At 70.3% G+C, this 21,686-nt stretch carries 13 protein-coding genes and 1 pseudogene; 11 read left to right on the top strand and 3 right to left on the bottom strand.

Annotation, left to right across the window (positions count from 1 at the left end; all coding sequences use genetic code 11):
• Positions 1-156: 156 nt before the first annotated feature.
• The gene (locus tag ACZ4SA_RS08360) at positions 157-4,464 is read left to right on the top strand and encodes an Rne/Rng family ribonuclease (RefSeq protein WP_468271130.1); all 4,308 of its coding nucleotides are present in this window, start codon (positions 157-159) and stop codon (positions 4,462-4,464) included.
• Positions 4,465-4,627: 163 nt separating this feature from the next.
• Here the strand turns inward: ACZ4SA_RS08360 and ACZ4SA_RS08355 are convergent, their stop codons facing one another.
• Positions 4,628-6,646 (bottom strand): glycosyltransferase, encoded by a 2,019-nt coding sequence (locus tag ACZ4SA_RS08355; protein ID WP_468271128.1) that lies wholly within the window; start codon positions 6,644-6,646, stop codon positions 4,628-4,630.
• A gap of 374 nt (positions 6,647-7,020) precedes the next feature.
• Between ACZ4SA_RS08355 and rplU the strand changes: the two genes are divergently transcribed.
• The 6 genes from rplU to ACZ4SA_RS08325 all read left to right on the top strand — a co-directional run bounded on the left by rplU (position 7,021) and on the right by ACZ4SA_RS08325 (position 15,642).
• Positions 7,021-7,341 (top strand): 50S ribosomal protein L21, encoded by a 321-nt coding sequence (gene rplU, locus ACZ4SA_RS08350; RefSeq protein ID WP_015033583.1) that lies wholly within the window; start codon positions 7,021-7,023, stop codon positions 7,339-7,341.
• Positions 7,342-7,355: 14 nt separating this feature from the next.
• The gene (gene rpmA / locus ACZ4SA_RS08345; protein WP_005317677.1) at positions 7,356-7,610 is read left to right on the top strand and encodes a 50S ribosomal protein L27; all 255 of its coding nucleotides are present in this window, start codon (positions 7,356-7,358) and stop codon (positions 7,608-7,610) included.
• Positions 7,611-7,728: 118 nt separating this feature from the next.
• The gene (obgE, locus tag ACZ4SA_RS08340) at positions 7,729-9,165 is read left to right on the top strand and encodes a GTPase ObgE (RefSeq protein ID WP_468271126.1); all 1,437 of its coding nucleotides are present in this window, start codon (positions 7,729-7,731) and stop codon (positions 9,163-9,165) included.
• 493 nt (positions 9,166-9,658) lie between these two features.
• Entirely contained in the window at positions 9,659-11,680 is a 2,022-nt protein-coding gene (locus ACZ4SA_RS08335; RefSeq protein ID WP_468271124.1) for a glycosyltransferase family 4 protein, read from the top strand.
• Between the two features lie 235 nt (positions 11,681-11,915).
• Positions 11,916-13,415: an SDR family NAD(P)-dependent oxidoreductase gene (locus tag ACZ4SA_RS08330; protein WP_468271122.1), complete on the top strand. Its 1,500-nt coding sequence runs from the start codon at positions 11,916-11,918 to the stop codon at positions 13,413-13,415.
• Positions 13,416-13,584: 169 nt separating this feature from the next.
• Positions 13,585-15,642, top strand: a complete 2,058-nt coding sequence (locus tag ACZ4SA_RS08325; protein WP_468271120.1) for a hypothetical protein — start codon at positions 13,585-13,587, stop codon at positions 15,640-15,642.
• A 414-nt stretch (positions 15,643-16,056) separates the two neighbouring features.
• On the opposite strand, the gene ACZ4SA_RS08320 is transcribed toward ACZ4SA_RS08325, so the two are convergent.
• On the bottom strand, positions 16,057-16,749 hold the full coding sequence (locus ACZ4SA_RS08320; protein ID WP_468271118.1) for a metal-dependent transcriptional regulator: 693 nt from the start codon (positions 16,747-16,749) through the stop codon (positions 16,057-16,059).
• Positions 16,750-16,757: 8 nt separating this feature from the next.
• Positions 16,758-17,051 (bottom strand): annotated as a pseudogene (locus ACZ4SA_RS08315) (YbhB/YbcL family Raf kinase inhibitor-like protein); the annotation flags it as partial.
• A 357-nt stretch (positions 17,052-17,408) separates the two neighbouring features.
• Between ACZ4SA_RS08315 and ACZ4SA_RS08310 the strand changes: the two are divergent.
• The 4 genes from ACZ4SA_RS08310 (at position 17,409) to rfbD (ending at position 21,663) form a co-directional block, all read left to right on the top strand.
• Positions 17,409-18,650, top strand: a complete 1,242-nt coding sequence (locus tag ACZ4SA_RS08310) for a glycosyltransferase family 2 protein (protein ID WP_468271116.1) — start codon at positions 17,409-17,411, stop codon at positions 18,648-18,650.
• Positions 18,651-18,716: 66 nt separating this feature from the next.
• Positions 18,717-19,784, top strand: coding sequence for a glucose-1-phosphate thymidylyltransferase (locus tag ACZ4SA_RS08305; RefSeq protein WP_468271114.1), 1,068 nt, complete (start codon positions 18,717-18,719; stop codon positions 19,782-19,784).
• A complete protein-coding gene (rfbB, locus tag ACZ4SA_RS08300; RefSeq protein WP_468271112.1) occupies positions 19,781-20,767 on the top strand; it encodes a dTDP-glucose 4,6-dehydratase in 987 nt (328 codons plus the stop codon). The genes ACZ4SA_RS08305 and rfbB overlap by 4 nt, the downstream gene beginning before the upstream one ends.
• Positions 20,731-21,663, top strand: coding sequence for a dTDP-4-dehydrorhamnose reductase (rfbD, locus tag ACZ4SA_RS08295; RefSeq protein ID WP_468271110.1), 933 nt, complete (start codon positions 20,731-20,733; stop codon positions 21,661-21,663). Before rfbB ends, rfbD begins: the two co-directional genes overlap by 37 nt.
• Positions 21,664-21,686 lie beyond the last annotated feature (23 nt).

The raw sequence follows: 21,686 nt of genomic DNA, 5'->3' as shown, positions 1-21,686 counted from the left end.
CAGGCCGTGCGTACATCGCGTACGGAACCGGCGAGCCAGACATCAGCTCCCGTGCGGCGCCCGCGCCCCGGACGGCGGCACCGCGCACATCACGCGGGCCGCGGCCGGACCGGATACAGGCGCGGCGCCCGGGAGCGTGACGGGAGAACCGCCCGCATGCTCGAGCCGAACGAAACCGGCACCGCCGGTAACAACGACAACGAACAACACAACGACTCACCCAGCGACACGCTGCCGCCGCGCCGCAGGCGCCGCGCCGCGTCGCGCCCGGCGGGTGCGCCGAAGGCGGCTGAAGGCGCCGGGACCGGCGAGGTCACGCAGGCGCAGGCCGCGGAGGCCGCGATCCCGGCCGTCGCCGCCGCCGGCACCGTGGCGGCCGGATCGGCCGAGGTGTCCGACGTGCAGCCCGCGGCCGACGCCGCAGCCGCGGAGGAGGCGCAGGTCGCCCAGGCCGTGACCGCCGCGCCGCGAGCGCGCCGTCGTGCCACCCGTAAGGCGACGGCCCCGGCCGGCGCGCCGCAGACGGCGGAGGCCGCCGAGGAGACCGCTGCTCCGGCCGAGGTCTCCGAAGATGTCGTCGCGGCCGAGGAGCCCGCGCCGCGTACCCGTCGCCGTGCCACCCGCAAGGCCACCGCTCCCGCTGGGAGCCCGCAGGCCGCTGAGGCTGTGACGGTCGCATCGGACGCCGGTGCCGCAGAGCCGGTCGCCGAGCCGGCCGCCGAAGAGACAGCACCCGCGCCGCGCCGTACCCGCCGTCGAGCATCCGCTCCCGCGGGTGCGCCGCAGGCCGTCGAGGCCGTCGAAGAGACCGCTGCTCCGGCCGAGGTCTCCGAAGATGTCGTCGCGGCCGAGGAGCCCGCGCCGCGTACCCGGCGCCGTGCCACCCGCAAGGCCACCGCTCCCGCGGGCGCGCCGCAGACCGCCGACGAGGTTGTCGCTACGCAGGCCGCAACGGCCACCGAGCCGGAGGAGACCGCCGCCCCGCGCCGTACTCGCCGTCGCGCGTCCGCGCCGGCCGGTGCGCCGAAGGCCGTCCAGGTGTCGGAAGACTCGGAAGACACCGCTGTGCAGGAAGCCGCCCGGACCGTGGCCCCCGTCGCAGAGTCCGACGAAGAGGAGACCGCCGTGGCCGCTGTGAACGAGGAGCCCGCGCCGCGCCGTACCCGCCGCCGTGCGTCGGCACCCGCCGGCGCGCCCCAGGCCGAGGCCGTCGCTTCCACCGGCGACGATGTGGCCGCCGAGAGCGAGGAGCCCGCGCCGCGCAGCCGCCGCCGGGCGACCCGTAAGGCGACTGCTCCCGCCGGTGCGCCGAAGGCGGCCGACGAGGACACCGCGAAGGCCGGCGAGAGCCTGCCCGAGAGCGCCGTCGCCCAGATCGCCTCCGACGAGGCCGAGGTGGCCGCCGCGGAGAAGGCGGCGACCCGGGGACGTACGCGCCGCCGCGCGGTCTCGCCCGAGTTCACCGCGCAGTCGGCCGCCGAGGCGGAGCAGGCCGAGACGGTCGAGGAGGCACCCGCCCGTGGTCGTCGTGCCGGGCGGCCCGCGGTGCCCACCTTCCGGGCGCCGGTCTTCACCGAGCCGATGTTCCAGACGCCCGAGACGGCTGCCGCCGCGGCCGCGGCAGCCACCGCCCCTGAGCCTGAGGAGGACGAGGAGGCCGCCGAGGCTCCCGTCGCCCAGGCCCCGGCCCCCGAGCCCGCCGGGCGTCGGCGCCGCCGCCGTCGCGGCGAGCCCGCGGAGCCCGTCGAGGCGCCGGCCGCCGAGGCCGCTCCGGCCGAGGCCGAGACGGAGCCCGAGCAGGCGGAGGGCGCGGAGGACGAGGACCACGACGAGTACGAGGACCGTCCGTCGCGCCGCCGCCGCCGCGGAGGCCGTCGCCGTCGCCGTGGCGAGGCCGCCGACGCGGACGAGTCCGCGGAGGAGCGCTCCGAGGAAGCGGACACCGCCGCCGAGGAGGCCCACGACGAGGCCGACGAGGAGGACGAGTCGGAGACGGAGACGCCGTCGGCCGCCGGTACCAGCAGCAGCCGTCGCCGCCGTCGCCGTCGCCGTCGCAGCGGTGACGCCGGTACGGAAGGCGAGCAGGGCACCGACGACCCGGAGCGCACGGTCGTCAAGGTCCGCGAGCCGCGCAAGAAGGAAGAGCCGAGCGACGAGGTCCAGTCCATCAAGGGCTCGACCCGTCTGGAGGCGAAGAAGCAGCGCCGCCGCGAGGGCCGCGAGCAGGGCCGCCGCCGGGTGCCGATCATCACCGAGGCGGAGTTCCTGGCGCGCCGCGAGGCCGTCGAGCGCGTCATGGTCGTCCGCCAGAGCGGCGAGCGCACCCAGATCGGCGTCCTCGAGGACAATGTGCTCGTCGAGCACTACGTCAACAAGGAGCAGGCCACCAGCTACGTCGGCAACGTCTACCTGGGCAAGGTGCAGAACGTTCTGCCGTCCATGGAGGCCGCGTTCGTCGACATCGGCAAGGGCCGCAACGCGGTCCTGTACGCCGGCGAGGTGAACTTCGAGGCGCTGGGCATGGCGGGCGGCCCGCGCCGTATCGAGGCCGCCCTCAAGTCCGGCCAGTCGGTCCTTGTCCAGGTGACCAAGGACCCGATCGGCCACAAGGGCGCCCGGCTCACCAGCCAGGTGTCGCTGCCCGGCCGCTACCTGGTCTACGTGCCCGAGGGCTCGATGACCGGCATCAGCCGCAAGCTGCCCGACACCGAGCGCTCCCGGCTGAAGACCATCCTCAAGAAGATCGTCCCCGAGGACGCGGGCGTCATCGTGCGCACCGCCGCCGAGGGCGCGAGCGAGGACGAGCTGCGCCGCGACGTCGAGCGTCTGCAGGCGCAGTGGGAGGACATCCAGAAGAAGGCGAAGAGCGGCAACGCGCCGACGCTGCTCTACGGCGAGCCGGACATGACCGTCCGTGTCGTCCGCGACATTTTCAACGAGGACTTCTCCAAGGTCGTCGTCAGCGGTGACGAGGCGTGGGAGACCATCCACGGCTACGTCTCGCACGTGGCGCCCGATCTCGTCGACCGGCTGCAGCGCTGGACCAGCGAGACGGACGTCTTCGCGGTCCACCGGATCGACGAGCAGCTGATGAAGGCGCTTGACCGCAAGGTCTGGCTGCCGAGCGGCGGCTCGCTGGTGATCGACAAGACAGAGGCCATGATCGTGGTCGACGTCAACACCGGTAAGTTCACCGGCCAGGGCGGCAATCTCGAGGAGACCGTCACCAGGAACAACCTGGAGGCGGCCGAGGAGATCGTGCGCCAGCTGCGGCTGCGCGACCTGGGCGGCATCGTCGTCGTCGACTTCATCGACATGGTGCTGGAGTCCAACCGCGACCTGGTCATGCGCCGGCTGCTGGAGTGCCTGGGCCGTGACCGCACCAAGCACCAGGTCGCCGAGGTGACGTCACTCGGCCTGGTCCAGATGACCCGCAAGCGGGTCGGCCAGGGCCTTCTGGAGTCCTTCTCGGAGACCTGCGTCCACTGCAACGGCCGTGGCGTGATCGTGCACATGGAGCAGCCGACGTCCATCGGCGGCGGTGGCGGCGGCAAGCGTTCGAAGAAGCGCGGCCGTGGCGGTGCGCAGGAGCAGGGCGAGGCTCAGCCGGAGACCACCGGCGTCGAGGCCGAGGCCGAGATCGAGACCGAGGAGGAGGTCGCCGCGGAGGTGGCCGCCCCCGCGGCGCTCGCCGAGCCGGCCTTCGTACCGGACGAGGAGCTGTACAGCAGCGCGGCGGAGGCCGAGGCGGCAGCCACTCGCGGGCGGGGTCGTCGTCGGGCGACCCGCAAGGTGTCGGCACCGGCCGGTGCGCCGAAGCCCGTCGAGGTGGCCGCGGAGCAGCGGGCCGAGGCCGCCCCTGCTCCTGTCGAGGCCGCGGAGCCGGCCGCACCGGCGGAGGAGGCGGCCCCCACGGGCCGTGTCCGGCGCCGGGCCACGCGGAAGGTGTCCGCTCCGGCGGGTCCGCCGGTCACGTCGGAGCCGACCGTCCTGGAAACGACGGTTGAGGCGCCGGCTGAGCCGCAGCCCGAGGCGGTTTCCGCACCCGAGGCGGTTTCCGCGCCCGCCGCGGAGGAGGCGCCGGTCGCGGCTCCGCCGCGAGCGCGCCGCCGGGTGACCCGCAAGGTCACCGCTCCGGCTGGTTCGCCGTCGGGCACGCAGGACGCGGCGATCGTCGTGGTCGACACGGAGCCCAAGGCCGAGTCCCCGGCCGGTGAGCCCGAGGCGGAGGCCCCCGAGTCCGGCGAAGCCGAGGCCGAGGCCCCGGCGGCCAAGAAGGCGGCCCGCAAGGCCGCCAAGAAGGCCACGGCGAAGAAGGCTGCCGCCAAGAAGACGACGGCCAAGAAGACGACGGCGAAGAAGACGACCGCGAAGAAGACGACCGCGAAGAAGGTCTCGAAGAAGACCGCGGCTGCCGAGCAGGCCTCTGCTCCGGGAGTCTCCGCGAGCGCTCCTGAGGCGTAGGTCCCGGGTGCCGTGAGGCATCTACGGTTTTGCGGCCCGTCCCCGGTTTCCCCGGGGGCGGGCCGCAATCATGTGCCGGCGCACACGGGCCGACATACGCAGGGCCCGTTGCACCGGCCGACCGGTGCAACGGGCCCTTCGGGTCCGGCGTGGACCGCGGGGCTCAGCGCTTGGCGGCGAGCCGCCGCAGCCGCCTGAGGACCGCCTTCACGATCGCGACCCGGCCCACGCGCAGCACGAGCCGGCTGCGCTTGGCGGCCGGTGCCGCGTAGCGCAGCAGGCCGCCGCGGAACCAGCGGGTGTTCTTCAGGTCGGACTGCGACGTGACCGGCTTGGACCAGGCGGAGCCGCGCTGGGAGGGCAGCCACAGCGACACCGACCAGGAGCCGGGGGCGAGGCCGTCGACGGAGACGTTGGCCGTGAAGCTGTTCGCACCGTTCGGGGTGACCGGGACGGTGAGGGTCCGGCCGCGTCCGCCGTCGAGCCGTACGGCGAGGGCGGAGACGGGCAGCGACGCCAGCTTCCAGCTGCCCTCGACCTCGAGCTGCGCAGGGATTGTGGTGGACCAGCGCGTGCTGTCGACGCGCAGCTTGTCGGCCACCTTGTGCTTGTTCTCGCCGATGTCGAGGGTGAGGTTGTTGTAGGGCTGCGTGTAGTAGAGGGCGGCGGCGAAGTTCTCCTCGCCGTCGGCGACCACGTACGTCTCGGTCTTCTCACCGACGCCGGGGAGACGCTTGTGGCCGAAACGTATCTCCTTGACGTAGTCCTGGATCCGTACGGCAACGAACACGTCCCACAGCCCCTTGGGGAGCCGGCCGCCGTCCACGGCCTTTGCCAGGTCGATCTCGGTGGCGAAGCCGGCCATCGGGTAGCTGTACTGCCCGCGGTCCTCCTTGGCGCCGAGGTCGGGGGTGGCCACGGCGGTCGTCGGGAACCGGTGCTCGACCTTGGTGTCGCGCTCACGCAGCACCAGCTCGGTGGTTGCCTCCTCCTGCGGGAGGCCCCGCAGATAGGCGTGTCCGGTCGTGGTCAGCACGCTGCCGTCGATGGTGACGGAGTCCAGCCGGTGACGGTCCTGGACGGCCTTCGTGACGTCGTAGATCTCGTCCGGGATACCGCGCTCGGGGTCGCGGAAGAACGGCAGCCGGGTGTAGGCGCGGTCGCCTTCGACGAGCACGTCGGGCTGGGTGCCGGCCGACCGGTGCCGGCGGTCGACGTTCTCCAGCTCGATGGTCTCCTCGAGCATGTCGCGCAGGATCAGTTCGCAGCGCAGCCGTGTGATGGCGTTGACCCTCGCCTTGAGCGAGTCCGGGTAGGAGCGCTTGAGCAGGGCGCGCAGCTCGTCGAAGTTCTTGCGCTGGAGCTGGGGGTCGCTCTCCCGGGCCAGGTGGATCAGCGCGTGGAACATGTCGATCGTCAGGTGACGGTTGATCAGGCCGTCGCGGTCGGGACCGGCCGGAACGTGCTTCTCGACCAGGTCGACCATCAGCTCCAGCACACGGATGCGGACCTCTGCGCCGCGCGTGGAGGTGGTGGTGTTCCCGCCGTCGTCGCGCTTGACGATGTACAGGCAGTCGTAGTCGGCGACGACCGAGATGCCGTCCGCCTTGAGGTAGAGCATGCCGGTGAAGAGCTGGTCCTCCGCGGTCTTGTAGCCGAGCGGGAAGCGCAGCTTGTGCTTCTCGATCAGATCGCGCCGGATCAGCTTCAGCGGGTTCAGCGTCCAGTACGCCCGTGACTTGAAGACGTCGGTGCGGGGCTGGTTGCGCAGGAACATCGAGCTGGGGGCGCCGCGGCCGTTGACACCGACCATCTTGCCGAGCACCACGTCGGTCTTGTTCTTCTCGGCCATGGTGAACATGCGCTCGAGGGCCTCTTCGCCGAGGTAGTCGTCGGCGTCGAGGAAGAAGACGAACTTGCCGCGTGCGTGGTCCAGCCCCTTGTTGCGGGGGGCGGAGGGGCCGCCGGAGTTCTCCTGGTGGAACACCTGGAAGAGGCCGGGGTACTGCGCGGCGAACCGTTCCAGTTCCTCCCCGGTGCCGTCGGTCGAGCCGTCGTTGACGGTGATGATCTCGATACGGTCGCGTCCGAGAGTCTGCTCGACCACGGATGTGAGCGTCTTCGTCAGATACGGCATGGCGTTGTAGGCGCCGATGATCACGGAGATGTCAGGCGTGGTCAAGGTCGATTCCGTTCGCGTACAGCCCGAGCGCTGGTCGCTGCACTGCAGCCCCCCCTGTCGACTCGACGGCCACTATTGAGGTGTTCAGAGAAAGTCCGCACCAATCTTACAAACCGCTTGAGGTGTGGAGGCCGTGTGACCGTCACGGTTCAGTGACGGAGCTTCAGGGGAAGTCGCGCGTGAGCGGGCTCGGTTTGACCCGCCGGAGCCCGGTCCGTAACCTTGACCCTCGGCGTGTTTCCGTATGCGCCCACCCCTGAGCAACTCCCTCCCGGTCCTCCGGGAGAGGCCGCTCGTCCATTCGGATCATCCGGGCCCGGCCCGTGTGAGCGGCTGGCATCAGAGGTTTCGTTCCGAGCGAGAGAGAGATCCGCGTGTACGCCATCGTGCGCAGCGGTGGTCGCCAGCACAAGGTTGCTGTCGGCGACATCGTTGAGGTTGACAAGATTTCCACTGCCAAGGTTGGCGACACGGTCGAGCTCTCGACCCTGCTCGTTGTCGACGGCGACGCCGTGACCAGCGACCCGTGGGTGCTGGCCGGTATCAAGGTCACGGCCGAGGTCGTGGACCACCACAAGGGCGCGAAGATCGACATCCTTCGCTACAAGAACAAGACCGGCTACCGCCGCCGCCAGGGTCACCGTCAGCAGTACACGGCGATCAAGGTCACCGGCATCCCCGCAGCTGCGAAGTAAGGGACTGAGGAGAGATGGCACACAAGAAGGGCGCATCGTCCACCCGGAACGGTCGCGACTCCAACGCTCAGCGGCTCGGCGTGAAGCGCTTCGGCGGTCAGGTCGTGCTCGCCGGTGAGATCCTGGTCCGCCAGCGCGGCACCCACTTCCACCCCGGCGCCGGTGTCGGTCGCGGCGGCGACGACACCCTGTTCGCGCTGCAGCCGGGTGCGGTGGAGTTCGGTACCCACCGTGGTCGCAAGGTCGTGAACATCGTTCCGGTCGCCTGACCGGAAATCTTCACGAGGGGCGGACCTCACTTCCCGTACGGGAAGCGGGTCCGCCTTTCGTGTGTTGAGAGACAGACATTTACGTACGTACGTCACACCGCTTACTGGAGGCACATCCATGACCACCTTCGTGGACCGCGTCGAGCTGCACGTCGCCGCGGGTAACGGAGGCCACGGCTGCGCCTCCGTTCACCGGGAGAAGTTCAAGCCGCTCGGCGGACCCGACGGCGGCAACGGCGGCCGCGGCGGTGACGTGATCCTGGTCGTCGACCAGTCCGTCACCACGCTCCTCGACTACCACCACAGCCCGCATCGCAAGGCCACCAACGGCAAGCCCGGTGAAGGCGGCAACCGCTCCGGCAAGGACGGACAGGACCTGGTCCTGCCGGTCCCGGACGGCACCGTCGTCCTCGACAAGCAGGGCAACGTCCTCGCGGACCTCGTGGGTCAGGGCACCACCTTCGTGGCCGCTGAGGGCGGCCGCGGCGGCCTCGGCAACGCCGCGCTCGCCTCCGCCCGCCGCAAGGCCCCCGGCTTCGCGCTGCTGGGCGTGCCCGGGCAGGCCGGCGACGTGGTGCTGGAGCTCAAGACGGTCGCCGACGTCGCGCTCGTGGGCTACCCGAGCGCCGGCAAGTCGTCGCTGATCTCCGTGCTCAGCGCCGCCAAGCCGAAGATCGCGGACTATCCGTTCACCACGCTGGTGCCGAACCTGGGCGTCGTCACCGCGGGCTCCACGGTGTACACCATCGCGGACGTCCCCGGCCTGATCCCCGGCGCCAGCCAGGGCCGTGGTCTGGGACTCGAGTTCCTGCGGCACGTCGAGCGCTGCTCGGTCCTGGTGCACGTCCTCGACACCGCGACGCTGGAGTCGGACCGCGACCCGGTCTCCGACCTCGACGTCATCGAGGAGGAGCTGCGGCAGTACGGCGGCCTCGAGGACCGGCCGCGGATCGTCGTCCTCAACAAGGTCGACATCCCCGACGGCCAGGACCTCGCCGACATGATCCGTCCGGACCTGGAGGCGCGCGGCTACCGCGTGTTCGAGGTCTCCGCCGTGGCGCACAAGGGCCTGAAGGAGCTGTCCTTCGCGCTGGCCGAGATCGTCGCCGAGGCGCGGGCCGCCAAGCCCGTGGAGGAGGCGACCCGGATCGTCATCCGTCCGAAGGCGGTCGACGACGCGGGATTCACGGTCACGCAGGAGGAGGACGGCCTGTTCCGCGTGCGCGGCGAGAAGCCGGAGCGCTGGGTGCGCCAGACCGACTTCAGCAACGACGAGGCGGTGGGTTATCTGGCCGACCGCCTCAACCGCCTGGGCGTCGAGGACGAGCTGATGAAGGCGGGCGCCCGCGCGGGCGACGGCGTGGCCATCGGTCCCGAGGACGACGCGGTCGTCTTCGACTGGGAGCCGACGGTGATGGCGGGCGCGGAGATGCTCGGCCGCCGCGGTGAGGACCACCGCTTCGATGCGCCGCGTCCGGCTTCGCAGCGGCGGCGGGACCGTGAGGCGGAGCGTGACGAGGCGCAGAAGGAGTTCGAGGGCTTCGACCCGTTCTAGCGGAGCCCGGTCCGACGCGGGCCTGGTCCGGTGGCGGGATCGCCGGACGGAGTCGGGCGCAGCCGCCAGAAACCCGTGAGGCCCGCTGGGGCCGAGCGGTGCGAGGGGGCGGTCGATGCCGGAGACCGCTCCGATGCGCCGCGTCCGGCTTCGCAGCGGCGGCGGGACCGTGAGGCGGAGCGTGACGAGGCGCAGAAGGAGTTCGAGGGCTTCGACCCGTTCTGGCGGAGCCCGGTCCGGCGCGGCGCCTGGCCGAGAAGACCTCGTTCGTGTGGCGAGCCCCCGACCGGGGCTCGCCACACGGGCGGGGTCTTCTCGTTGCTCGGGGTGCGCAACCCGGCGGCCGCCTCGTCCGTCTGCCTGGGTGAAGGCAGGGCGTTCACCCAGAATCGGTGCAAGCTTGGTCGAGTATCTGATGTCGGGCATACCGTGAATCGTGGGCCGGGCTGCCGCGTCAGGACACGAGCAGTCGAGACCTGTGAACGGAGCGCCGATGAAGATCTCCTTCCTCATCCACACCATTTACGGAATCGGCGGCACGATCCGCACGACGCTGAATCTGGCCGAGGAGCTGGCGAACCGCCACGAGGTCGAGATCGTCTCGGTCTTCCGGCACCGCGACGACTCCGCGTTCGCACTGGACCCGCGCATCACCGTCGTACCGATGCTGGACACCCGCCAGGGCAGCGCCGACAGGCAGGACCCCCTCTTCGCCGAGCCTGCCGTCGCGTTCCCGCGGGCGGAGGCCAGGTACAAGGAGTACAGCAAGCTCACCGACGAACGCGTCCGTGCCCACTACGCCGTCTCCGACGCCGACGTGGTCATCGGCACCAGGCCCGGTCTGGTCGCGTACGTCGCCCGGTTCGCCCCGCTCACCGCCGTACGCGTCGGCCAGGAACACATGACGCACAACCACCACCGGGCGGCCCTTCGCGAGGAGATGTACGAGCATCTCGACGCCCTCGACGCCTTCGTGACCGTCTCGGAGGGTGACGCACAGGTCTGGCGGGAGAAGATGCCGCTGCCCACGACCCGTGTGCTCGCCATTCCCAACAGCGTCCCCGAGCCCTCCGTGGCTCCGTCCGACGGCACGGGCAGGACCGTCGTCGCGGCGGGGCGGCTGGCCGCGGAGAAGCAGTACGACGTGCTGGTGGAGGCCTTCGCCGAGGTCGTGGCGGCCCGCCCCGACTGGTCACTGCGCATCTACGGCTCCGGTGACCAGCGCGACCGGCTCCGCGCCCGCATCGACGAGCTCGGCCTGTACAACGCCGTCCACCTCATGGGCCCGCACTCGCCGATCGAGCCCGAGTGGGCCAAGGGCGCCATCGCCGCCTCGACCTCGCGGCACGAGTCGTTCGGCATGACCCTCGTGGAGGCCATGCGCTGCGGGGTCCCGATGGTCAGCACCGACTGCGACTACGGACCGCGCGAGATCATCCAGGCCGGCGTCGACGGGCTGCTCGTGCCGGTCGGTGACGTCAGGGCGGTGGCCCGCGCGCTGCTGCGCCTGATCGACGACGAGGACCTGCGGCGCAGCATGGCCGCCGCTGCCGTGCGCAACACGCGCCGCTTCGACCCGGGGGTGGTGACCAAGCAGTACGAGGCTCTCTTCGACGAGCTGGCCGCGGAAGCGGCGCAGCGGGCCGAAATCCCGGGGATCACCCCGGTCGCGGACTGCACGGTCGCCCCGGACGGCTCGCTCGACGTCAGCCTGGCCGCCCCGCTGCCCAAGGGCTTCGAGCGGGGTGCCCGACTGGTGTGCACCCGTACCGGCGCCCGCACGGAGAAGCGGACGTACGACTTCGACGCCCGCGGCTCCGCGACGGTCCCGGCGGGAGAGGAGTTCCCGGAGGGCGTGTGGAACGTCTTCATGGAACTGGCCGGATCCGGTTCCGGCGGGCGCGTGTCGGCCCGTGTGGTCGACCAGCGCGGCGCACTGCACGCCGCTGAGCGGCTCACCCCCGGCGGGGCCGTGCGCAACCTCGTGCCGTACGAGGACAAGGCCAAGGGTGGCGCCCTGATGCTGCGCGCCTGGCACCGTCCGATCCACGCAGAGGCGGCGGACGTCCAAGTGGACGGCGCCAAGGTGACCCTGTCCGGCACGCTGCTCGGCCCGGCGGCGATCACCTGTGATCCGACCCTGGTGCTGCGCCGCCGCGGCGGGCCCTGTGACGAGATCCTCTTTCCGGGCGTGCGGGTCGGCGAGGACGGTTTCCGCTTCACCTTCTCCTCGACGGTGCCCGCCGCGTCGCAGATCACCTCGCACGATGTCTGGGACGCGTTTGTCCGCTACGCGCCCGACGCCCCGCCCGTCAAGATGGGGCGGCTGCTGGACGACGTCGTGACGAAGCAGCAGATCTATGTCTATCCCCACACGGTGTTGGCGAAAAGACGCCAGGACGGCGTGGCCCGTGCCGTCGCCAAGCGGGTGCTGGGCAGGCCGCGCAGAAAGGTGCGCGTGCGCGTGTACTACACGCTCTCCAACGATGTCGCACTCAATGTGGTGGACCTGTAGCAGCATGTGGTGGACCCGTAGCAGCGCCATGTCCCGCTCATGGGTGGTTCATGCCACTCAGATGTGTGGTGTCTGTCACGTGTCGCGGCCCGTCCGGTACCGTCAGTCCCTCCTGTTCGCCCGGTGAACAGGAGGTTTCTCCACGCCGTGGGGTGGGCGTCACCCGCCTTGCGGGACGGTAACGGAGAGTGCAACCATCAGTTTCGTCCCCCAGCCCTCGCAAGGTAGGTCGTCTGTGTCTGTGCAGCACATAGCCAAACCCCGAACCACAGCTGTCGTGCTCGCCGGTGGAACCGGCCAGCGCGTGGGCCTGTCGATCCCCAAGCAGCTGCTGAAGATCGCAGGCAAGGCGGTCATCGAGCACACACTGTCGATCTTCGAGCAGGCGGACTCCATCGACGACGTCATCGTGCTGATGGCGCCCGGCTACGTCCCCGACGTCGAGAAGATCGTCGCAAAGGCGGGGCTGACCAAGGTCACCAGGGTCATCGAGGGTGGTTCGACGCGCAACGAGACCACCGAGCGCGCCATCGCCGCGCTGGGCGAGGGACTGGCCGAGGGCGAGGACCGCAACGTCCTGTTCCACGACGCCGTGCGCCCGCTGCTCTCCGAGCGGGTCATCCAGGACTGCGTGGACGCGCTGGACCGCTACCAGGCCGTCGACGTCGCCATCCCGTCCGCGGACACGATCATCGTGACCCGCACCCACGGCGAGGACGGCGAGTTCATCACCGACGTCCCGGACCGCTCCCGGCTGCGCCGCGGCCAGACGCCGCAGGCCTTCAAGCTCTCCACCATCCGCAGGGCCTACGAGGTCGCCGCCGGCGACCCGAACTTCCAGGCCACCGACGACTGCTCGGTCGTGCTCAAGTACCTGCCGGACGTGCCGATCTACGTCGTCGCGGGTGACGAGTACAACATGAAGGTCACCCAGCCTGTCGACGTCTTCATCGCCGACAAGCTCTTCCAGCTCGCCTCCACCGCCGCCCCGCGCCAGGCCGACGAGGCCGCATACCGCGAGCTGCTCGCCGGCAGGACCCTCGTCGTCTTCGGCGGCTCGTACGGCATCGGCGCGGACATCGCCGCGCTCGCCGAGTCGTACGGCGCCAAGGTGTACGCGCTGGGCCGCTCGACCACCGGCACCCACGTCGAGAACCCGGAGCACGTCGACGACGCCCTCTCCAAGGCCTACGCGGAGAGCGGCCGGATCGACTACGTGATCAACACCGCGGGTGTGCTGCGCATCGGCAAGCTGGCGGAGACGGACAACGCGACCATCCAGGAAGCGCTGAACGTCAACTACCTGGCGCCGGTCCAGATCGCCCGGGCCTCGCACAAGTACCTCGCGGAGACCCAGGGCCAGCTGCTGCTCTACACGTCCAGCAGCTACACCCGCGGCCGCGCCGAGTACAGCCTCTACTCCTCCACCAAGGCCGCCATGGTGAACCTCACCCAGGCCCTGTCGGACGAGTGGGCCGGCGACGGCATCCGCGTGAACTGCGTGAACCCGGAGCGCACCGCGACCCCGATGCGTACCAAGGCGTTCGGCGCCGAGCCCGCCGGTTCGCTGCTGTCGTCGGAGGCCGTGGCCCGCACCTCCCTCGACGTGCTGCTGTCCGAGCTGACCGGTCACGTCATCGACGTCCGCCAGCAGGACCCGACCCGCGGCGCGTCGGAGGCCTCGGGCTTCGAGCAGGCCCTGGCGTCCGTGCTGGACCGTCAGGAAGATGTGTAATACTTCTGGACATTCGAACATCCGGGCCTCTGTAGTCGCCGTTCAGCGCACTGCGGGGGCCCGAGTCCGTGGAGAGCGTTCTTCACACGTCCTTCGCAAGGCATCTCGCAAGGCCAAACAGTCGGTACCCCCTGGAGCAGGTTCTTCCGTGATTTCGAAAGCCATTCGTATGGCTCGCGTGGGCAGCGGATCAGAGCTGGCCGCCGCACTTCTTCTGATGTTGGGATTCCCCTGCGTCATGGTCGCGGCGATAATTCCCAATCTCTGGTTCTTCGCCGTGGCCGTCGCCGTGACGTATCTGTCGGACCAGTTCCTGCATCAGCGGTCGAGTTATCTGATCAACAGACTCGCCAAGGTTCGTGCGGGTCTGTCGATCCGTTTCCTCGTCCGCCAGCTGCTGCTCGTGCTGCTGCTGGCCCGTATGGGCTACGCGGAAGAGCCCGTCTTCTACGTGACGGTCGCCTGCCTCCTCGGCTTCTACGGCCTCCAGGCCCCGCACGGCGCGATGGTCACGCTGATCCGGCTGCGCCGCAGGCTGCCTGTGGTCACGCGCAACATCGACCTGAGCGGTGTGCGCATCCCGGACGCGCCGCCGCGCCGGCTGCTGGACCGCTCCGCGGAGAAGATGCTCCACCTCGACGTCTTCTCCTTCATCGGCGTACTGATCGCGATCGCCACCGACGCGAACGTCTTCGCCTACGCCGGCCTCGGGCTCACCTTGGGGCTCGCGCTCGCCTACCTGGCGGCGCTCCTGCCCCACCTGCGCCCGGGACGTCTCATGGCGTCACCGGAGAAGGTGCTCGCCGGCGTCGACGCCTGGCTGCGCGAGTACAAGCCGACTGTGATGCTGTACTTCTCCGGCTCCAAGGAGTCGGCGTACCAGGTCAACATGTGGCTCGAGACCATGGCGAAGATCGACGGCCGGCCGCTGATCTTCCTGCGTGAGCGCAGCATCGTGCCCCAGCTCGGCACCACGTCCGTGCCGGTCGTCTGCGTGCCCGGCGGTGTGCACCTGATGAACCTGGACCTGTCGACAGTGCGCGTCGCGCTCTACGCGGCCAACGTCGGCAAGAACATCCACATGCTGCGCGTGCCGACCATGAAGCACGTCTTCATCGGCCACGGCGACAGCGACAAGCTGGCCAGCGTCAACCCGTACAGCAAGGTCTACGACGAGGTCTGGACGGCGGGCCGGGCCGGGCGCGACCGGTACGCCCTGGCCGACGTGGGGGTGCGCAGCGAGGACATCGTCGAGGTGGGCCGCCCCCAGCTCGCCCCCATCAGGACCTGGACGGGCGCGCCGCTGAAGCCCATCCCGACGGTGCTCTACGCCCCCACCTGGGAGGGCTGGGACGACAACCCCGGCAACACCTCACTGCTGCTGGCCGGGGAGAACATCGTCAAGCGGCTGCTGAACGCGGAGCAGCCGGTGCGGGTGCTCTACAAGCCGCACCCGTTCACCGGCACCCGCAGCCTCAAGGCGAAGGCCGTCGACGCCCGGATCACGGCGATGATCGAGCAGGCCGCCGCCGCACGCGCGAGCGAACCGCGGTGGGTCGAGGAAGCCGCCGCGCACGCCGCCGACCAGGCTGCCGCCCGTGCCGAACTGCAGCGCATCGAGGCGCGTCTCGCCGAGCTGTCGGGCGCGTCCAACATTGCCAGGGACGAGGCGGAAGAGGCCCGCGACTCGATCGCGGACCCCGCGCGCGAGGCCGAGATCATTCAGCTCAAGGACGAGTGGAACGCCGCGTACTGGCGGTCCTTCGGCTGGTGGGAGCACAAGGTCATCGCCGGCCCCGAGCCGCGGCTGTACGACTGCTTCAACGAGTCGGACGGCATGGTCTCCGACATCTCCAGCGTGGTCTCGGACTACATCGCCAGCGGCAAGCCGTACGCGGTCACCGACTCCGCAGGGCTGGGCGAGGCGGAGTTCAAGCGCCAGAACACGGCCGTACGTGCCGCGGTGATCCTCTCCAACAGCGCCGCCGAGCTCGACGAGCTCCTGGTGGCCGTCACCGACCGCGCCGCGGACACGCGCGCCGACGCCCGGCACGAGCTCAAGGAGTACCTGCTCGGACCGGACGAGCCGACCTCCATGGAGCAGTTCGACGCGGCGGTCCAGGCATTGGCCGCCAAGGCGGAGGCGCGCAACGTGGGCCTGCAGCAGCGGCTCGCGGCGGAGCCCGAGCAGGCGCCGGGTCTGGACGACTCGACCGTCAGCGGCTGACGGTCCACGGAGCAGGTTCACGAAGCACAGCGCTCACGGCCTGGCGGCGTCCCCTTCCGGGGGGCGCCGCCAGGCCGTTTCCCGTACGGGGGGATCGCCGAGACAAGCCCCAAAGGGCCACGGGATGATCTCGCATGAACTCGGCATCGAGCCCAGGGCATACGACCCGAAGCTCGACGTCGAGTTCACCCCGCTGCGCGAGCAGGACCTGACTGCCGCTGGCCTTGGCCAAGCCGCCTGAATACCGAAATTGCTCCGCTATTCGCAGATGTCGCTGAAACCGGGGCGTCGCGCCCCCTGGTCGTGGTGACGTCGTGCGGTTGCCGCAACGAGGTGGCCCTGGACCGCGATCGTGGTCCAGGGCCACCCTCGTGCCCGCACGGGCCACGGCAACGGGCCCGCACCCGGCTGGGCTCAGCGCTTGGCCACGAAGACGTGCGCGGCAGTCTGCCGGGGGATTTCAGCGGCCTCCCCGCCGCTGCCGACCATCACGCCGCCGGGCGATGACGTCACGCTCACGACCGCGCCGGGCTGCACTCCGGCGTGCCGCAGGGTGTACATCAGCTGGGGGTCGGTCTGAATCTGCTCCCCGATGCGCCGTACGACCGCGCGCGCACCGTTCGGCCCGGGCTCCAGGTCGCTGAGGCTGACCATGCTCTCGTTGAGGAACGGATCCACCGTGCTCTTCCCGTCGAGCTCCTCCATGCCCGGGATCGGGTTGCCGTAGGGCGACAGCGTCGGGTGCCGCAGCAGCTCCAGGACGCGACGTTCGACGGCCTCGCTCATCACGTGCTCCCAGCGGCAGGCTTCGGCGTGGACCTGCTCCCACTCCAGGCCGATGACGTCGACGAGCAGGCACTCTGCGAGGCGGTGCTTGCGCATCACGCGTGTCGCCAGGTGGCGGCCCTCGTCGGTCAGCTCCAAGTGCCGGTCGCCGGCGATGGCCACCAGACCGTCCCGCTCCATCCGTGCCACAGTCTGGCTGACCGTCGGGCCGCTCTGGTTCAGGCGCTCGGCGATGCGGGCGCGCATGGGGACCACGCCTTCCTCCTCCAGCTCGAGGACGGTGCGGAGATACATCTCCGTGGTGTCGATGAGTTGGGACATGCTGGTGGTCAGGCGGGGGTTTCGGCGGTGGCGGTCAGGACCGCGCGGCCGAGTATGTGGCCGGCCATGGTGAAGCCGAGAACTGCCGGGGTGGCGTCGGCCGGGAGACCGATGGACTCGACGTCGAGGGCGTGCACCACGACGAAGTAGCGGTGCGGGCCGTGCCCGGCCGGCGGGGCGGCGCCGATGAAGCACGCCTGGCGAGCGTCGTTGGGCAGCTGGAAGGCGCCCTCGGGCAGGCCCGAGCCGGTGTCGTCGCCGGCGCCCTCGGGCAGCTCGGTGACAGTGGCGGGGATGTCGGCGCCGGAGCCCTCCAGCAGTCGGGAGTCGGCGCGGGCCGGCCACCCGCTATGACAAGACGCCCCATGTCGGCGAATCTCGAAGCCGGCTCACTGGTGTCTCGTGATCCTGTCGGCGTCACCTGGGCAGCACATCCACCCCGATGCTGCTGGCGCGCTCCCGGCACGCCTCCGTCCGCTCCTTGGAGCGGTACGCCCGCCCCGGCGCCGACGCGGATCGTCCCATGGCCCCTTTTGGGCTTACCTCGGCGCTACCCCTACGGGGCGGCCCCGGCGGTCGAGTGCCCCGCGACATGGCCACCTTTGCCCGGAGAGTCGCGCGCTGCAACCTTTGCGTGGATCGGGTTGTCTTGTAGCTCTATGAGTGACAATCCTGTGCCCGACGTCACGGTTGTCGTCGGAGCCTACGAAGCCATGCCGTACCTGGTCCGCTGCCTCGAGTCGGTGGAGTCGCAGACCCTGGGCGCCGACCGCATTGAGCTCGTCGCCGTCGACGACGGGTCGACCGACGGCACGGGGGAGTACCTGGAGGAGTTCGCCGCCAGGTCGAAGGTGCCCACCCGTGTGGTGCGGCAGCCCAACTCCGGTGGCCCCAGCGGCCCGCGCAATGTCGGCCTGGGCCTCGCCCGGGGCCGCTACGTCTTCTTCCTCGACGCCGACGACTACTTCGGCGACGAGGCGCTCGAGCGGATGGTCGCCATGGCGGACCGCGCCGGGACGGACGTCGTGCTCGGCAGGATGGTGGGCGTGGGCCGCGGTGTGCCCCGGTCGATGTTCACCCGCACCCTGGAACACGCCGAGGTGCACACCTCCCGGGTCATCTACGCGCTGAGCGCCCAGAAGCTGTTCAGGCGCTCACTGCTCTCCCGGCTCGACCTGCGTTTCGACGAGACCCTGGCGACCGGTGAGGACGCGCTCTTCACCATGGAGGCGTACCTCTCCGGCAGCGGCGTCTCGGTCGTCGCCGACTACGACTGCTACCACCTCGTGGGCCGCGAGGACGGCAAACACGCGACACACAGAGGCGACTACGCCACCCGCTTCGAGGCGATCCACGCCCTGATGCGGCTGATCGCACGGCTCGAGCCGCCGGGCAGAAAGCGGGACCTGCTGATGGTCAGGCCCTTCACGGTGGGACTGCTCCAGCAGTTCGGGCCCGGACTGCTGAGGCAGCCGGAGGCCGACCGGCGCCGCAAGATGGAGCTCGCCGCCCCGATGACCGAGGCGTACTGGACCGACGGAGTCGCCGCCCAGATGAAGGTCGGCGAGCGGCTGGTCCTCACCTGCGTCGCCATGGGCCGGCTCGACCTGCTCCAGGAGATGCTGGAGTTCACCGCGAGGGGCGCCGAGCCCGAGGTCGTCCACCTGGGGCGCGCGGCCCGTCCGTACCTCGCCTACCCGCACTTCCAGGACCGCCGCACGGACATCCCCGACAGCGCCTACGCCGTGACCGTGCCCGACTGGTCGGGCGGCCGGCGCGTGGCGCCGCCCAGGCCGAAACCGCCTTTCGCGCGGCGCGCGGTGAGCGGGATCCGCAGACGGATGCGGCGACTGCGCGGGAGTGTGAGGTCCGGAAAGAGGAAAGCGGAACGTGAGACGTAGGTAACATCGAGATGCCGGGGCGGAATCCGCTCGGTTGAACACTTTTCCGACTCTAGGGCAGGGACAGTGAAGGCACTCGTACTCTCCGGAGGAGCAGGAACACGACTCCGTCCCATTACACACACATCGGCCAAGCAATTGGTCCCTGTCGCGAACAAGCCGGTGCTCTTCTACGGTCTGGAGGCGATTGCCGAGGCCGGGATCATTGATGTGGGCGTCATCGTGGGCGACACGGCGGAGGAGATCCGTGCAGCGGTCGGCGACGGTTCCCCGTTCGGTGTGAAGATCACATATATTCCGCAAGAGAAGCCACTCGGTCTCGCGCACGCCGTGGCCATTTCCAGGGACTTCCTCGGTGAAGACGATTTTGTGATGTATCTCGGCGACAACTTCATCGTCGGAGGCATCAGCGGTCTCGTCGACGAATTCCGCGCCGAACGGCCCGACGCGCAGATTCTGCTCACCAAGGTCCCCGACCCGACCTCCTTCGGCGTCGCGGAACTCGACGGCAACGGCCGCGTCGTGGGTCTCGAGGAGAAACCGAAGGAACCGAAGAGCGATCTGGCGCTCGTCGGCGTCTACCTCTTCACCCCGGCCATCCACGAGGCCGTCCGCTCCATCGAGCCGTCCTGGCGCGGCGAGTTGGAGATCACGCACGCCATCCAGTGGCTCATCGACCAGCAGCGGGACGTCCGGTCCACGACCATCGCGGGCTACTGGAAGGACACCGGCAACGTCACCGACATGCTCGAGGTCAACCGCTCGGTGCTGGAGGTCATGGAGGCGCAGGACGAGGGCTCCGTCGACGACAGCAGCGAGATCATCGGCCGGGTCCGTATCGAGGAGGGCGCGCGGATCAGCCGGAGCCGGATCGTCGGGCCCGCCATCATCGGCGCGGACACGGTCATCAGCGACTCGTACGTCGGTCCGTTCACCTCCGTCTCGGAGGGCTGCCGGATCGAGGACAGTGAGATCGAGTACTCCATCGTTCTGCGCGGGGCGTCGATCACGGGGGTGCGGCGCATCGAGGCCTCGCTGATCGGCCGGGACGTCGAGGTCACCCCGGCTCCGCGCAACCCCGCCTCCCACCGACTCGTGCTCGGCGACCACAGCAAGGTACAGATCTCCTCATGACAACCAAGATCCTGGTGACCGGTGGCGCCGGTTTCATCGGTTCCCACTACGTCCGCACGGTGCTCGGACCAGGCGGCCCCGGCGACGTGGCCGTCACCGTGCTGGACAAGCTCACCTACGCGGGGAACCCGGCCAACCTCGACGAGGTCCGCACTCGTCCGGGCTTCGACTTCGTGCAGGGCGACATCTGCGACCCCGAACTCGTCGGGAAGCTGATGGCGGAGCACGACCAGGTCGTGCACTTCGCGGCCGAGTCGCACGTGGACCGTTCCATCGACGGCGGCGCCGAGTTCGTCCGTACGAACGTCGTCGGCACCCACACGTTGATCGACGCCGCCCACCTGGCGGGCGTCCGGACCTTCGTGCACATCTCCACCGACGAGGTCTACGGCTCGATCGACAAGGGCTCGTGGCCCGAGACGCATCCGCTCGAGCCCAACTCGCCCTATTCGTCGGCCAAGGCGTCCAGCGACCTGATCGCGCTGTCCTACCACCGCACCCACGGGCTGGACGTCCGGGTGACCCGCTGCTCCAACAACTACGGGCACCATCACTTCCCCGAGAAGGTCATCCCGCTGTTCATCACCAACCTGCTGGACGGCAAAAAGGTCCCGCTCTACGGCGACGGCGGCAACGTCCGCGACTGGCTCCACATCGACGACCACGTCCAGGGCATCGAACTGGTCCGCACCCAGGGCCGGCCGGGCCAGGTCTACAACATCGGCGGCGGCACCGAACTGTCCAACAAGGAACTCACCGGTCTGCTGCTCGAGGCGTGCGGAGCCGACTGGGACACCTCCGTCGAGTACGTTCCCGACCGCAAGGGCCACGACCGGCGCTACTCGGTCGACTGCACCAAGATCCGCGCGGAGCTCGGCTACGAGCCGCGCAAGGACTTCGCGAGCGGACTGGCGGAGACGGTGCGGTGGTACCGCGAGAACCGCGCATGGTGGGAGCCGCTGAAGGAGCGTGCGGCGCTGTGAGCACCTGGCTCGTCACGGGCGCCGGCGGCATGCTCGGCCGGGACGTCCTCGGCCGGCTGGCGGTCGAGGACGTCCCCGCAGTGGGTGCCGCGCGTGCGGACCTCGACATCACCGCCCCGGACGCCGTGCGCTCCACCCTGGCGGCGCACCGGCCCGTCGTGGTCGTGAACTGCGCCTCCTGGACGGATGTCGACGGCGCGGAGGAGCACGAGGAGGCCGCCCTCGCCGTCAACGGCACGGGCCCACGGGTCCTGGCCGAGGCGTGCAAGGAGAGCGGCGCGCTTCTGCTGCACATCTCCACCGACTACGTCTTCGCGGGCGACGCCACACAGCCCTACGCGGAGGATGCCCCCACCGCGCCGCGCAGCGCCTACGGGCGCACCAAGCTGGCGGGGGAGCGGGCGGTGCTCGACCTGCTGCCGGAGACCGGCCACGTGGTCCGTACGGCCTGGCTGTACGGCGCCGGCGGCCCGAACTTCGTCCGCACCATGATCAGGCTGGAGGCCGTCAGGGACACCCTCGACGTCGTCGACGACCAGCGCGGACAGCCGACGTGGACCGCGGATCTCGCCGGACTGCTCGTGCGGCTGGGGCTGGGCGCGCTGGCCGGGACCGTGCCTGCGGGCGTCCACCACGGCACCAGCCGCGGCGAGACGACCTGGTACGGCTTCACTCGGGAGATCTTCCGGCTGCTCGGCGCCGACCCCGACCGGGTGCGCCGGACGACCAGCGACGCGTTCGTCCGGCCCGCGCCCCGCCCTTCGTACAGCGTGCTCGGGCACACGGGCTGGCAAGGCACCGATATCGAACCCATTCGCGACTGGCGGGAGGCGCTCGCAGAGGCGTTCCCCGCACTGCTCGAAGCGGAGCGCGGAACGGGTGCTACCGGCGGGTAGACATTTACGTCAGGGCTGCGTAC

It is taken from the genome of Streptomyces sp. NPDC027962, from assembly GCF_055566095.1.
Note: the sequence above shows the minus strand (reverse complement) of the source record. Positions and strands in the feature narration are given on the sequence as shown.